Source organism: Leptospira noguchii serovar Panama str. CZ214, assembly GCF_000306255.2.
Classification (GTDB): Bacteria; Spirochaetota; Leptospiria; order Leptospirales; family Leptospiraceae; genus Leptospira; species Leptospira noguchii.
The window spans coordinates 164,660-178,304 of sequence record NZ_AKWY02000026.1 but is presented as its reverse complement, the minus strand read 5'-3'; the positions used below and the strand labels follow the sequence as shown (position 1 = coordinate 178,304).

At 35.1% G+C, this 13,645-nt stretch carries 14 protein-coding genes and 2 pseudogenes; 12 read left to right on the top strand and 4 right to left on the bottom strand.

The window, feature by feature from the left end; genetic code table 11:
* Nucleotides 1-42 precede the first annotated feature (42 nt).
* Nucleotides 43-618 carry a DUF4256 domain-containing protein gene (locus LEP1GSC059_RS15460; RefSeq protein WP_017214074.1) on the top strand — a complete coding sequence of 192 codons (576 nt, stop codon included), beginning with the start codon at nucleotides 43-45 and terminating at the stop codon, nucleotides 616-618.
* 464 nt (nucleotides 619-1,082) lie between these two features.
* Here the strand turns inward: LEP1GSC059_RS15460 and LEP1GSC059_RS15455 are convergent, their stop codons facing one another.
* The 3 genes from LEP1GSC059_RS15455 to LEP1GSC059_RS15445 form a co-directional block, all read right to left on the bottom strand.
* Complete coding sequence (locus LEP1GSC059_RS15455) at nucleotides 1,083-1,379, bottom strand: hypothetical protein (protein WP_002180408.1); 297 nt, start codon at nucleotides 1,377-1,379, stop codon at nucleotides 1,083-1,085.
* 162 nt (nucleotides 1,380-1,541) lie between these two features.
* Complete coding sequence (locus tag LEP1GSC059_RS15450; RefSeq protein ID WP_020980995.1) at nucleotides 1,542-2,447, bottom strand: restriction endonuclease; 906 nt, start codon at nucleotides 2,445-2,447, stop codon at nucleotides 1,542-1,544.
* A gap of 114 nt (nucleotides 2,448-2,561) precedes the next feature.
* Nucleotides 2,562-2,978: an acyl-CoA thioesterase gene (locus LEP1GSC059_RS15445; RefSeq protein WP_004425672.1), complete on the bottom strand. Its 417-nt coding sequence runs from the start codon at nucleotides 2,976-2,978 to the stop codon at nucleotides 2,562-2,564.
* 1,398 nt (nucleotides 2,979-4,376) lie between these two features.
* Between LEP1GSC059_RS15445 and LEP1GSC059_RS15440 the strand changes: the two genes are divergently transcribed.
* From LEP1GSC059_RS15440 to LEP1GSC059_RS15400, 9 genes and pseudogenes are all read left to right on the top strand, one after another.
* A complete protein-coding gene (locus LEP1GSC059_RS15440) occupies nucleotides 4,377-4,748 on the top strand; it encodes an ArsR/SmtB family transcription factor (RefSeq protein WP_017214068.1) in 372 nt (123 codons plus the stop codon).
* Nucleotides 4,729-5,121 (top strand): DoxX family protein, encoded by a 393-nt coding sequence (locus tag LEP1GSC059_RS15435; RefSeq protein WP_002180415.1) that lies wholly within the window; start codon nucleotides 4,729-4,731, stop codon nucleotides 5,119-5,121. The genes LEP1GSC059_RS15440 and LEP1GSC059_RS15435 overlap by 20 nt, the downstream gene beginning before the upstream one ends.
* 72 nt (nucleotides 5,122-5,193) lie before the next feature.
* On the top strand, nucleotides 5,194-5,682 hold the full coding sequence (locus tag LEP1GSC059_RS15430) for an SRPBCC family protein (RefSeq protein WP_017214067.1): 489 nt from the start codon (nucleotides 5,194-5,196) through the stop codon (nucleotides 5,680-5,682).
* A gap of 288 nt (nucleotides 5,683-5,970) precedes the next feature.
* On the top strand, nucleotides 5,971-6,438 hold the full coding sequence (locus LEP1GSC059_RS15425) for an SRPBCC family protein (protein WP_017214066.1): 468 nt from the start codon (nucleotides 5,971-5,973) through the stop codon (nucleotides 6,436-6,438).
* Between the two features lie 21 nt (nucleotides 6,439-6,459).
* Complete coding sequence (locus LEP1GSC059_RS15420) at nucleotides 6,460-7,008, top strand: SRPBCC family protein (protein ID WP_017214065.1); 549 nt, start codon at nucleotides 6,460-6,462, stop codon at nucleotides 7,006-7,008.
* Nucleotides 7,009-7,287: 279 nt separating this feature from the next.
* Nucleotides 7,288-7,755, top strand: a complete 468-nt coding sequence (locus LEP1GSC059_RS15415) for an SRPBCC family protein (RefSeq protein ID WP_420323980.1) — start codon at nucleotides 7,288-7,290, stop codon at nucleotides 7,753-7,755.
* Between the two features lie 855 nt (nucleotides 7,756-8,610).
* Nucleotides 8,611-9,230: pseudogene (locus tag LEP1GSC059_RS15410) on the top strand (hypothetical protein).
* Between the two features lie 18 nt (nucleotides 9,231-9,248).
* Nucleotides 9,249-9,797, top strand: a complete 549-nt coding sequence (locus tag LEP1GSC059_RS15405; protein ID WP_002180419.1) for a dihydrofolate reductase family protein — start codon at nucleotides 9,249-9,251, stop codon at nucleotides 9,795-9,797.
* An 11-nt stretch (nucleotides 9,798-9,808) separates the two neighbouring features.
* The gene (locus LEP1GSC059_RS15400; protein ID WP_017214063.1) at nucleotides 9,809-11,335 is read left to right on the top strand and encodes an MFS transporter; all 1,527 of its coding nucleotides are present in this window, start codon (nucleotides 9,809-9,811) and stop codon (nucleotides 11,333-11,335) included.
* 869 nt (nucleotides 11,336-12,204) lie between these two features.
* Here the strand turns inward: LEP1GSC059_RS15400 and LEP1GSC059_RS15395 are convergent.
* Nucleotides 12,205-12,558, bottom strand: a pseudogene (locus tag LEP1GSC059_RS15395) (sphingomyelinase C 2 family protein); the annotation flags it as partial.
* Nucleotides 12,559-12,626: 68 nt separating this feature from the next.
* Between LEP1GSC059_RS15395 and LEP1GSC059_RS24380 the strand changes: the two are divergent.
* Together LEP1GSC059_RS24380 and LEP1GSC059_RS24375 are read left to right on the top strand one after the other, a co-directional pair.
* Entirely contained in the window at nucleotides 12,627-13,142 is a 516-nt protein-coding gene (locus LEP1GSC059_RS24380) for a winged helix-turn-helix domain-containing protein (RefSeq protein ID WP_020980553.1), read from the top strand.
* Complete coding sequence (locus LEP1GSC059_RS24375) at nucleotides 13,126-13,638, top strand: IS630 family transposase (protein ID WP_155243402.1); 513 nt, start codon at nucleotides 13,126-13,128, stop codon at nucleotides 13,636-13,638. Before LEP1GSC059_RS24380 ends, LEP1GSC059_RS24375 begins: the two co-directional genes overlap by 17 nt.
* The last annotated feature ends 7 nt before the right edge of the window (nucleotides 13,639-13,645 follow it).

Here is a 13,645-nt window from a genome sequence, read left to right as displayed (position 1 = left end):
GATACGCTTGACATATCCATTCGACAGAAATCATATAAAATTATGAGCAAAGTAAATAAAAATAAGAAGGAGTTGGTATCGAAACAACGCGAAGAACTACTCAACACGTTAGAAGACCGCTTTGCAAAAAACATGGACCGCCATAAAGGTCTTGAATGGACTAAAATAAAAACAAAGCTGGAAACCAACTCTGAAAAACTGTGGTCGCTTAATGAAATGGAAAGAACTGGCGGTGAACCGGATGTCATAGCTTATAATCAAAAAATGAGTGAATACATTTTTTATGATTGTTCAGCAGAAAGCCCCAAAGGTCGCAGAAGCGTTTGTTACGATCAAGAAGCGTTAAAATCAAGAAAAGAACATAAACCAAAAGATAACGCTCTTGATATGGCTACTTCCATGGGCATTGAAATTTTAACAGAAGAACAATATAGAGAGTTACAAAAATTCGGAAAGTTCGATACAAAAACATCGAGCTGGATAAAAACACCTTCTGATATTAGAAAACTAGGCGGCGCCATCTTTGCTGATTTTCGTTACGGACATGTTTTTGTATATCACAACGGTGCAGAATCTTATTATGCCGTCAGAGGATTTCGTGGTTCGCTAAGAGTCTAATTTCCGACAAGGCGTCATTTCAACTAACAACAATTAATTGAACAACTTTATACGACTTATAGGAGAAAAATCGAAATTACACCGCACTAAGTTAACGTGAGTTCGACGTAAGAAAATTGGGGCGAATAATAAACTCAATGCAACGTAAGTTCGATCATAATTCACTTTTCTAAAAAAAGTCGGAATCTGAACTTTACAGATTGATTCTTAAAATGTGGGAACTACCGCAATTTAAAAAATAGAAGTTTATAACAATTGAATCTGTCGTAATTCAGATGTGGGAACTACTGCAAGTCCAAGATTTTACTGTTAGATTCTGTAAATGCGGGAACTCATACGAACTTATATGTTTAAACATTCGTAATGTGACAAAATCTGCGGGAACTACCGCAAGTCCAGATTTTACTGTTAGATTCTGTAAATGCGGGAACTCATACTTTTAGAAAATTCTTTCTCACGTTAAGTTATTTTAAACCAGTATTCAGAGAATCCACATACTTTGGATCGTAAACTTGAGTTTTATAAATTCCGGCAAAACTTGGATCTAAACGCGTGAGTGTATCGTAAATAAGATTGTAAAAACGAATTAGCTCTAAATAATTTTTTTGTTCTTCGACTATCTTTACATTACTCAATTCCAAAAAACCTTGTAGTAAAGTCGCGGTTCTATTCAATCCAGGATTATTGGGTTCCTTTTTAGAATGGAGCACAATAAAACAATTACATTCCTTTTCAAAATGAAGATCTTCAGGGTTTTGCAAAGTAAAAATTTTGATTTGATCCTTATTTACGCGCTCATTCGTATCAGTATTTATCACGGAGAGAATACCATCCTCCGTAAGCTAATTGATAAACAGGATGCAATTTTTAGTCCAGAGCAAGCAATTGCAACTATGCAATAAATCAAAGTTAGGCGATGTTTATTAATCCTCATTAAAATATTCTAAATCTACTCTTTTAATTTCATACGTTTGTTTTGTTGATACACCAACATTATGCTCAATCATTAAATCAGTAAGTTTAGCACCATCAATTAACACAATTTTTGAATCCATCTTGGAAACATACTCATGAGCATTTGCAGTAAACATAGAAGTTGTAATGAAAATCCCTTTTTTGGCTCTTTGAACTTGTAATGCTCCAGCAAATTTTTGAATTTCGGTACCACCAACTGGACTTTCCCACTTCTTTGCTTGAACATAAATTAAATCAAGCCCGAGCTTATCTTCTTTAATAATTCCATCTATTCCTTCATCATTTGACTTCTTTGTTACTTTTTTATTTTTTTCATCAGATCCTCCATATCCAAGTTTAATCAACAAATCTAATACTATAGATTCAAAAAAATACGGATTACAAGATTTGATTTTATTGAGTAATTCTTCTGCTAAATCTTTTCTTATTTTACTATACCCAATTTCCATCATTTCATCAGGAGTTTGAGTGTATTCATTTACTCCTAAACTATCTCCTTGAAGCGTATTTGTTTTGAATTTTTTCTCTTGAAGCGATTCAAATTGTTGTAAAACATTAGTATCAATTCGTTCAGGATTAGTTTTTAGAAATTGACTTCCTTCATTTGTAATCGAATAAAACGATCTCTTAGGTGATTGAACAAGACCAGCCATTTTAAGATAAGTGATTGACCATGCTACTCTATTGTCAAAAATTCTAGTTTTTCCAGAAGGCAATAATTCACGTCTTTCTTGTTCAGTTGTTTTAAAAACAATTGCAACTCCGTCACGTATCGTAGAAGTGCTCGACTCTCCTTTCTCACTTACTACCTTCAATATAGGTAACATAGCACTTTGAAAATCTGGAATACTCATATTTCACTCTCTAACATTTTTAATAACTTCCGCTTAACGCACTTTTACGGCAATCGTTGATTTTTTTAACATCCGAAAAACAAAAATGATCCGACTTTATTAAATCCCTATAATTCACTTAGCACCAAAGGCGACGAGCAAAGAATCAGGATATTTCCAAGGTCTTTTTTTAGAAAAATCGAATAAGATACAATCCGAAACGGATTCGCAAGCAATCTTACCGTCTGATTTTCGAATGAGTTTTTGAAAAATTTTACAACGAGAACCTTTTAATTCTCCAAAACTTGTCACTACCGTTACGGATTCAGGATAACGAATTTCGGCTTTATAATCGGTTTCCGATCGTAAAATCATCGGGCCGATATTTTCTTCTCTCATTTTTTCATAACTAAAACCCGCTTCTTCCAAAGCGACCATTCTACCCTCATGTAGAAACACTTGAAAATTTCCAACATTTAGATGCCCGTTAGGGTCACATTGGCTCCAAAGAACTGGAATCTCATATGTAAATTCCTTTAATTGTGAATTCATAACTGCCTCAATTGTAAACGAACCATTAGATTTGAATCTTTTGGAAATCAAAAGTAAATTGGTTTTGTAACTTTTTTTTAAATTTATTTTCTATTCTATTTTTTCTACTGAAGAACTAGTGCAACTCGAATATTAGAAAAATCTGATTTTATTCAGAACTATATATTAGAGTTGTTGAAAAATTTCATAGTGATGATCAATAAAACTGCTTTAATCGATCGTTTCCATAAAACAGAAACTAAGTGGCGATTCATTTTTAATAAAATACCCAATGTTTTGCGATTAAAATTTACGGTACTTAATTTTATAGGTGTTCGTAAAATGATTCCTTTTAGATTTTATAAGATTCCTCAATGAAAATATTATTCTTTTGATTTTTAGCGATTACAAATTCTACTTCTGACATAAATTCCAAAAGTCGTTTTACTATTCGGGCCTATAAAAATAATACCAAAAAATGAATGGGCCATCTTAACTTGAAACTTAAGGTCTAAAATTGTGGAAACTACCTCATTTTGTAGGTAAGGCCAAATTCTCTATTCTTTAAGAAAATGCAAATTCAACTTGAGAAATTCCATCTTATGAACTAACTCATTTTTCCATAAAAATGAAATGGAAGAGTCCAGCGTAAGAAAATAAGAAAGAATTTTTTAAGTATTAGTTTTTAGAATTTTAGAATTTTTTCGTAAAATCGTGATTTATGGTAGTTCCCACACTTTAGGAATGGATCTGTAAAGTTTCAAATTCCAACTTTTTTCAGAAAAATGAATCATGAATGAACTCACGTTAAAAAACGTAAGTTCATTTAAAAATTTTGAAGCTAAAAGAAAGATGAAATAGAATCCGTGGGAACTATTACAGACTGATTCGAAAAAATATTTAAAAAACCGCATATTCACAATGTGACGTAAATTGTAGGAACTACCACAAATCCAGATTTTACAGTTAGATTCTGTAAATGCGGGAACTCATACAAACTTATATGTTTAAACATCGTAATACGACTCAATCTGTAGGAACTACCGCAAGTCCAAAATTTTACAGATAAATTCTGAAACAGTGCGAACTATTACAAAACCCAAGGACTTCCAATCGAAATTTTGTATTTTAGAAATCTCTAAACTTTAAATCGTAGCTCCCATATTTTTTTACAAAAAATCAATCGTTCGAGATAAAATCAACAACTCAGGTCGTACCTCGGACAAAGACTCCAAGTTCATAGTTTGATACTAAATTACTACTTTGAATGAAAATCAAGGATTTGGATTGGACGTTTCTTTTTTTTCAGATATAGTCTTTGAACTCTCCTTTTTGACACATTTCTCGAATTCTTTAAAACAAAAGAGATTGACAAGACTCTGAAAATGATTTAATTTAACCAATAGGTTAATTAACTATATGGTTCAACAAGAAGCAAAAACAGACCAATTGAGCCTCACTTTTGCGGCCTTAGCGGACCCAACCCGTCGTAAAATTCTGGCAACTCTTCGCTACGGAGAGGTCACCGTAAAACAACTCGCGGAACCTTTTGCGATTAGTCTGCCTGCAATCACAAAACACCTCAAAGTATTAGAAAAGGCCGGGCTTATTTCCAGAGGCCGTGAAGCCCAATGGAGACCCTCCCGTCTGGAAGCAGGACCTTTAAAGGAAGCGGCGGACTGGATCGACAAATATCGTCAGATGTGGGAAGCAAGGCTCGACCGCCTGGACAAATACTTACAAGAACTACAACAAGAAAGGAAAACAAAACATGAATCAGGAAAAAATTAAAACCATCATCTACTGGATCGTAACCGCTCTGATTGCGGCTAACTACGCGTTTGCAAGTTATGCTTATCTAAGTCGTGGACCGGAAGTAATCGCCGGTATGGCTAAACTCGGTTACCCAATGTATTTTGTAACTATTTTAGCAGTTTGGAAGCTGTTAGGCGCAATCGCCATCACGGTCCCACGTTTTCCTCTTTTGAAAGAATGGGCTTATGCAGGAATATTTTTTAATCTTACCTCGGCTTCAATTTCCAATGCGGCTGCCGGAATGGAAACCATACATGCCATACTTCCTATGATCGTTTTAGTTTTAGTGGTTTTGTCTTGGGCTTTACGTCCCGCATCCAGAAGACTGGAAGGAATCTGGCATCTATAAGAATATTCTACTTTTATAATGCAGAATCTGACTCCATTTTAACAAAAAATACAAAAAGTGCAGGAGAACGATATGAAAGATACAACAAATCAAACCAAAGACGAATTGGTCATTACTCGGATTTTCAACGCGTCTAGAGAAACCGTTTTTGATGCATGGAGAATCCCGGAACAATTATCGCGATGGTGGGGGCCTAAAGGTTTTACATCTCCAATATGTAAGATTGATTTTAAAGTAGGAGGTAAATATCTTTTCTGTATGCGTTCTCCTGAGGGTCAAGATTTTTGGTCCACCGGAATTTATAAAGAAATCCTTAGACCCGAAAAAATCGTTAAAACGGATGATTTTGCAGACAAAGACGGTAATGTTGTTCCCGCTTCCACTTATGGAATCCAAGGAGATTGGCCCGAGTCTATTTTTATCACCCTTATCTTTGAAGATCATCAAGGAAAAACAAAACTGATTCTGCACCATACGGGTATTCCCGCCGGAGAAATAAGAGAGATGACCAACGCGAGTTGGAACGAATCTCTAGATAAATTAGAATCGATTCTCAAATAATCAATTCGAATACGATCCAAGTTTGGACTACTGATTCTTGATTGTTAGAGTGTCTTTAATTTTGGTAAGAATCGGTCTTCTGGATATAAATTAAAGGTACTCTATTATATTGGTCATCAGTAAACTTAAAAAATGAAGAACCAAATTCGACAATATAAAAGTCGGACAGATTTTAGGATAAATAATAAATACAAAAAATTGAATATTCTAAAAATAGAATTATTTATTTGAACCTTTCTTTCGTTTTAAAATCTCAAATAAATTTAGTATTCACTAAAAGGAGCCATGATGAACACTTCAACTTCAGATAGAGAGATTCGAGCAACTCGAATCTTTGACGCACCTAGAGATCTCGTTTTTAGAATGTGGACGGAACCGGAACACGTCATTCACTGGTGGGGACCAAAAGGTTTTACAAACACGTTCGAAACCATGGACGTCAGACCTGGCGGTATCTGGAAATTTATAATGCATGGCCCAGACGGTGCAGATTACCCAAATCTGATTGTTTTTTTAGAAGTAATTCGCCCAGAAAAATTAGTCTATAAACACGGCTCCGACATGGAAGATCATCCGGGAGATTTTCACGTTACTGTTCTTTTTTCGGAGCAAAATGGAAAAACCACCTTGGATATGACTATGCTTTTCAATACGGTTCAACAACGTAACGAAACCGTTGAGAAGTACGGCGCTATCGAAGGTTTGAACCAAACGATGGATCGTTTAGTGGAATATCTGGCAAAACAAAAAGATTAAAAACTATATTAGGAGAATATTATGTCAAAGTCAAAAATGATCGTTTTATCAGTGTCAGTTGTACTTGTAGTTTTAGTTATAGGAGCCGTCGCGGTTACTTCCAGACAGCCAGCAGAATTCCGTTTCGAAAGAACATTAAGTATAAAAGCACAACCCGAAAAGATTTTTACTTTCGTCAATAACTATCACAACTGGGCATCTTGGTCTCCTTGGGAAAAACTAGATCCAGGAATGAAACGGTCTTATAGCGGCGCGTCTATCGGTTTAGGCTCCGTTTACGAGTGGGAAGGAAACAGCGAAGTAGGAAAAGGACGTATGGAAATTATAGAATCGAATTCGCCTTCTAACATAAAAATGAAGTTAGACTTTATTTCTCCTTTTGAAGCTCATAATACCGCTGAATTTACGTTTATTGTCAAAGACGGCAAAACTAACGTCACCTGGGCGATGTATGGCCCGAACGCCTTCATTTCCAAATTGATGGGACTATTCTGCGATATGGATCAGATAATCGGAAAAGATTTTGAAACCGGTTTGAATAATATCAAAGCGATCGTAGAAGAAAAATAAGTGCGACTGATTTCGCAAGGACTTAAAATTAAGAATATCAATTATTTTGAATATTCTTAATTTTATATAAAAGAACGATAAAGCTATTCTTAAAATTGCGGAGAGTAGATTAATCGACACAATCTGTGTAGAAATCAAAATGTTTGGAGAGAAGTTCAATATAGATTTAGAAAAACTTTGAGCGTACTAATACATATTTTGCTTAAAGTTTCAAATTTCGATCAGCATGATCGTAAAAAATCTAATATTTACAACTTCTGGAAAATTAAAATTAGGAGAATGATCATGCCAAATCAAACGATAACCGCTTCCGATCGTGAAATCGTCAGTGTTCGTGTTGTCAACGCTTCTCGAGAAATTGTTTTTAAAGCTTGGACTGATCCACAACATTTACAGTTATGGTGGGGGCCAAAAGGTTTTACGAATACATTTCATGAATTCGATTTAAAACCAGGAGGCCACTGGCGCTTTACAATGTATGGTCCGGACGGTGCAGATTTTCCAAATCACAGTGTTTTTGTAGAAATTACAAAACCGGAAAAACTCGTATTTGATCACATTTCTGGACACGTTTTTAGAGTTACTGCATCTTTCGAAGAAGAATCACCTAACAAAACAAAGGTGATTTTTCGTATGTTGTTTGAATCTCTTCAAGAATTTGAAAAAGCTAAAAAATACGTAATTGAAGGAAACGAACAAAATTTTGATAGATTAGAAACTGAACTTAAAAGAATGATTAGTCAGTAATTCAAAAACTTCTAAATAATGTAAAACGATGAATGAACTTAAAATGTGGAAACTCATGTGATTATTCCAATCGCAAAAAAGTGCGTAAGAAGCTTATAGAACGGTAAAGAGACGATTTCTGTGGGAACTACCACGTTTAATTCAAGTTTAAAAATCAATTTTTTGGAAGCAGGTTCTAAAAATCGTTTTTGAAAGGAATTCCAACTTAGAGACGTCCTAAAACTATCTTTTTAAAATTTTGTTTCTTTTAGACGTTTATAGAGGTTTTGCGAAAATGAGAAATTTTTACAGATTGTATTATCCCAGACAGAATTAATGGCGTTTTCAAAGGAGATCCTACATTCTAATTTTTTGAACAAATTTATAATATTATTTTCAAAAGCTTTTCGCAGCAAAAGCCACATCGAAAACAATTCGATTTTGTTTTAGTTAGATGCTAAAAGTTTTTCTAAAGCGTTTTCGAAATGTATGATAATTTCAAAATAAGTTTTAGAATTTTTTTATAAAGAAAAATTATTATTGACTAATAAATTATACTTTTCTAATTCATTTGTTCAAAAGAAAATCCTGTAGTCAAAATATGAGAAATAAAATCGTTAAAAATTAAAAAAGAATAAATTATAAAATCTATATATAAGTCTTAAATCTTTTTCAATGATACCATTTTTATCACTACAAGTTATTTTAGAACAATCTGAATCGACATTTTGAGCAAAGATAAAATATTTTAGAGATAGCTTTTAATCAAAACTCCATCTCTATAAAAGGGCTTTTTTTAAAATTCATGTAATTTCTTCATAGAGGTAACAGCAAAATGTCAGATCTGGAAAAAAACAGAAAATTTTAAATTAATATATGATAAAATTCTTAATCAATAACATCTCTCGCTTCAAGACTTCTTTTATTTTATTGGTCTTCGTTTTACTTTTTCCAACTCGAGGAGAAATATTTCCATGTGCGTGTTGTTCCAACCTAGGTGAACGATTTGATTCGGAAATAGACCTAGATTCGAGATACGTAGATATTTTCGAGCAATTACGTTTTGATTCTAAAGCTTTTCTTTTTCTAGGTGAGAACGATCCAGAGTCCGTAACGGATATTCATACTGCTTCTGTAGAATATAAAATAAAAGTTACCTGGAAAAAGAGTCGTTTCGTATTTGAATTTCAGGATCTCAAAAATCATTCTGGAACGTTAACAGTAGAACTGCCAAAAAAAATTTCTGTTTTTTACGTAGACGACATCAATTCGACCCCATCAAACACGCAACCACTACTTTATAAAGAATTTCGCATAATGTCAAAAATGATTGGTACAGGAATTTTCGCTCCGGTTTTAAAAGCAAATCAATTCATTACTTTGATCTTGCGCGGAAGAGGTAATCTTTGTCACGATACTCACGATTTTATCCGTTGGACTCTGGGATACAAGGTCCCAAGTCGAATTATCATCTTTTCGGTACATTGATTCCTTAGAAATGTAAGGCGGAGAACGTGAAAAAAATTATTCTTCAAACGATACTTTCAGTGGACGGATATTTTGAAGGACCAGATAGAACCATCGATTGGCACGTAGTCGACGAGGAATTTAACAATTATACAATCGATTTTTTGAATCAAGTAGACACTTTGTTTTTTGGAAGGATCACATACGAACTTATGGCGAGTTATTGGCCTACTGCAATTACAGACAATCCGATTATAGCAACAAAAATGAATGAACTTACCAAAATCGTTTTTTCAAAAACTTTAGAAAAGGTCCAATGGATAAATTCTACATTAATTCATACTAATATTCAAAAAGAAGTGACTAAGTTAAAAAAACAACAAGGCAAAAATATAGCAATTTTCGGAAGTTCGGATTTAGCCGTTACACTCATTGAACAAAAACTTATAGATGAAGTTAGAATTTTCATAAATCCTATCGTGTTAGGCGAAGGTAAAACTTTGTTCCAAGGAATTCAAAATCGAATAAATTTGAAATTGATTCAAACAAAAACATTTCGATCTGGCAATGTACTACTTTATTATCAACCTCTATAAGAAGAAACAAAATGAATTCAACAAACACAAATCTCGCCAGTAAAAAAGAATGGATCGGTCTTGCGGTAATTGCACTTCCTTGTCTACTTTACGCTATGGATTTGACCGTACTTTACTTAGCCGTACCTCATCTTACCGAAGATCTAAAACCTACTGGCTCACAACTTTTATGGATTGTGGACATCTACGGCTTTTTAGTAGCCGGTTTTTTAGTCACCATGGGCACGTTAGGCGATCGTATTGGAAGAAGAAAACTACTCATGATAGGCGCGGCATCGTTTGGGGTTGCTTCCGTTCTGGCGGCGTTTTCCAAAAGTGCAGAAATGCTAATCGCAACCAGAGCCTTGTTAGGTATTACTGCCGCAACCTTAGCTCCATCTACTCTATCACTAATTCGTAATATGTTTTTGGACGCTAATCAAAGAACGGTCGCAATCGGAATCTGGGGAACTAGTTTTTCCATTGGCGGAGCGATCGGTCCTTTGATCGGCGGATTACTTTTAGAACATTTTTGGTGGGGTTCCGTTTTTCTACTGAGTGTTCCCGTTATGATCCTTCTTTTAATTGTGGGCCCTAAACTTCTTCCCGAATTTAAAGATCCCAAAGCGGGAAATCTGGACATTCTTAGCGCGATCCTTTCTTTGAGTTCTGTTTTGAGTATCATATACGGATTTAAACGGGTCGCTGAGGACGGTTGGAAAATTCTTCCATTTCTTTTCATCGTTAGTGGCCTTATCATCGGAACATTTTTTATCCGAAGACAACAAAACATTAAAGATCCTTTAATCGATCTTCAATTGTTTAAAGCTCCTGCCTTTAGCGCCGCACTGATCGCCAACTCATTGACCATTTTTGTCGGATTGGGTAGTTTTTTATTTCTGGCCCAATACTTACAATTAGTTCTCGGCTTATCGCCGTTAGCTGCAGGATTTTGGACTCTCCCTTCGGCTGCCGGAAACGTCGTGGGTTCCCTTACCGTTCCTATGTTAGTTAGAAAAATTCGTCCAATCATCGTAGTATCCGGAGGTCTCGTTTTAAATATCGTCGGACTCGCCTTCTACGCGTTAATCGACGCGGATTCTGGTCTTACTTATGTAGTAATTGGTTCCGTTATTATATCTTTGGGAATTTGTTCGGTGGTCATTTTAGGTACAGATTTGATTGTAGGTTCCGCGCCCCCAGAAAGAGCGGGAGCCGCTGCCTCTATTTCGGAAACCGGCGTCGAATTCGGTGGAGTTTTAGGAATCGCCGTTCTGGGAAGCATCGGAACCGCGGTTTATAAAAGTCGTATGAACAGTTTGACTTTAAACGGGATCTCACAGGAATCGATGGAATCCGCAAAAGGTACGTTAGGCGCTGCGGTCGCAGTTGCGAAAGAACTACCGGAAGATATTGCGCTTTCTCTACTACATTCCGCCAAACATGCGTTCACAGATTCGTTTCAATTAGTTTCGATCATTTGTGCTGTGATCTCCTTCGTATTAGCAATTACTATTTTTATAATGCGTAAAAGTTTGGAAAAAGAGGAAGAATTATAGACGTAACTGAAATAAATCTATTCAATTAATTAGAATATACTAAAATACTATGAAGTAAAAAATCTTGGCGACAAAAAACCAATACGCATTCCTGAATGCTGGCCTGCGAGCAATCATAGAAACGATGTGCTGAGCTTTCAAACCCAGAAAACGCCATCTGCAACTTGTTAATTACTACTCGGAAGTATGAAAATGATACTAAGTTATCAACGGTTGAATTTAGGAAAAAATAGCGGTATTTAAAAAATAACATAAATGCGGAATTTGCGACATTTTAGAGCATGGCCAAAACATTCAAATTATTGAAACAACCTAATCTAAGTATTCTATTTATGTGTTCGAGTAGTAAATCATCTCACTTTTTACGAGTGCTTGTTCAATAGATTACAACTAATAATCGTTTTGGTATTCACGTTAGATACAAGATTTTTGAGATGATTTACAGAAAATCCCTAGTCAAATTAATTTTTAATTCTATAACGATTCTATGTAAAAGTTTGACCCTACTGATCCCTATTTAAATGCCCATAAATGTTCTGACAAAGCGTCAACCGCAAGTTTGGCATAACTCAATGCGAAAGCAATTGAGGCGAGAACTCAGCCAAAAGTACGGTCCGGTAACGCCGGATTCGAATCTATTTTCTTAAACAGAATTCATATTATAAAAATTTAAAATATTAGAGCTGTTGAATATTTAATTTTCTAGCTGTTTCGTTTTATAGAAACGATCAATTGAAGTAGTTTAACCAATCTGAACTATGAGATTTTTCAACAACTCTAATGGATTTTATATAATCCTGAGTAATATCTTCGTTTTTGGATTTTATAGAAGTTTCCTTTAAATAAAAGACCCCTAATAAAATTAAAAACTAACGATAAATTAAATCGTTTTTCCAATTTCTTTCAGGTTGTGTATTTAATCGAACTCTGAAAGTTTCCCTTAGATTGTATGTTTTATTCCAAAGATATAAATATCCGTCCCAATTACCACCATCCCAAACTGTAAGGTAATAATAATCCAATGTGTTTTCATCATAATCTTTGAATACAATCCGACTTCCGTCTCTTATACATTCTTCTTCATCAATTATATGAATTTGTAAATTATTGGAAGCATCATTGAATTTAGGATAGTAAGCATAGTTACCTCCACCTCCTCCGAGCCACCAATTCCAATAGTAATTTAAATAAGATGAAGGTTCAATCCGAGTATACCCGCTCTTACTGACAATTGCATAATATATCACCAAAAAGAAGTACCCAAATAATCTAATAAAAAAAGACTGTAGAAATGGGTAATATAGCGGGAGTGAAACGAGATTTCAAAGGATTAGAGAAACGTCGTTTAAAAGGCCTGAAGCTGCGAGGGGAAGGGATTAAAAGATCTGAAGTGGCGCGTCGTCTGGGAGTGACTCGGCATGCAGTAAGGCAGTGGGAGAAACAAGTAGAGGAAGGAGGCGAAGAATCTGTTCTTTGGAACGGTCGAGCCGGTAGACTTCCTCGCTTGACGGAATCGCAAGTAGAAGAACTCACGAGCATGTTAATCGAAGGTCCAATGAAACACGGCTTCGATACTCCGATTTGGACTTGTCGTCGTGTAGCAAAGTTAATAGAAAAGAAGTTCTGTATCCACTATCATCCGGATCATGTATGGAAAATATTACGTAGAATTGGTTTTAGTGTACAAAAGCCGATTCGACGAGCTAAAGAACGAGATGAAAAAGCGATCTCGAATTGGAAGAAGCGTCGTTGGCTGAAAGTTAAAAAAAGCCCAAAAAGAGCGAAGAAAGATAGTTTTTATCGATGAAAGCGGTTTAACGCAAATACCTACCGTGTTTCGCACATGGGCCCCCGTAGGACAAACGCCTGTTCTTACACATGTAGGGTCTTGGAAAAAGATTTCCGTAATCGGAGCAATTACACAAAGGAATTTATATTTTCAAATATTAAAGGGAGCGGCTAAACAAGAAGATATTATTTGTTTTCTTAAGTCCCTACTTCGCAATATCCCCGGGAAATTGATCATCATCTGGGATCGAATCAATATTCACCGTTCCTTGGCAGTCAATGAGTTCATTAACTCTTTGAATGGTAGAATAACAATTGAATTTCTACCTCCTTATGCTCCAGAACTAAATCCTGTCGAATATGTTTGGGGTAAATGGAAACGATATCTTCTTCCTAACTTTTGTCCGGAATCCTTTGAAACTTTGAAAAAAGAAGCTAAACGTTCATTAAGAAAATTGAAACGTAGAATTAATCCTGTTAAATCATTCTGGAATCAAGCTCGGTTGTCTATTTAAATTGGTG

Bases quoted from the DNA above. Each gene is read 5' to 3' on its own strand.
- LEP1GSC059_RS15445 (WP_004425672.1), bottom strand. From the start codon at position 2,978: ATGAATTCACAATTAAAGGAATTTACATATGAGATTCCAGTTCTTTGG.
- LEP1GSC059_RS24380 (WP_020980553.1), top strand. From the start codon at position 12,627: ATGGGTAATATAGCGGGAGTGAAACGAGATTTCAAAGGATTAGAGAAA.
- LEP1GSC059_RS15415 (WP_420323980.1), top strand. From the start codon at position 7,288: ATGATCATGCCAAATCAAACGATAACCGCTTCCGATCGTGAAATCGTC.
- LEP1GSC059_RS15400 (WP_017214063.1), top strand. From the start codon at position 9,809: ATGAATTCAACAAACACAAATCTCGCCAGTAAAAAAGAATGGATCGGT.
- LEP1GSC059_RS15450 (WP_020980995.1), bottom strand. From the start codon at position 2,447: ATGAGTATTCCAGATTTTCAAAGTGCTATGTTACCTATATTGAAGGTA.
- LEP1GSC059_RS15425 (WP_017214066.1), top strand. From the start codon at position 5,971: ATGAACACTTCAACTTCAGATAGAGAGATTCGAGCAACTCGAATCTTT.
- LEP1GSC059_RS15430 (WP_017214067.1), top strand. From the start codon at position 5,194: ATGAAAGATACAACAAATCAAACCAAAGACGAATTGGTCATTACTCGG.
- LEP1GSC059_RS15460 (WP_017214074.1), top strand. From the start codon at position 43: ATGAGCAAAGTAAATAAAAATAAGAAGGAGTTGGTATCGAAACAACGC.
- LEP1GSC059_RS15440 (WP_017214068.1), top strand. From the start codon at position 4,377: ATGGTTCAACAAGAAGCAAAAACAGACCAATTGAGCCTCACTTTTGCG.
- LEP1GSC059_RS15420 (WP_017214065.1), top strand. From the start codon at position 6,460: ATGTCAAAGTCAAAAATGATCGTTTTATCAGTGTCAGTTGTACTTGTA.
- LEP1GSC059_RS15435 (WP_002180415.1), top strand. From the start codon at position 4,729: ATGAATCAGGAAAAAATTAAAACCATCATCTACTGGATCGTAACCGCT.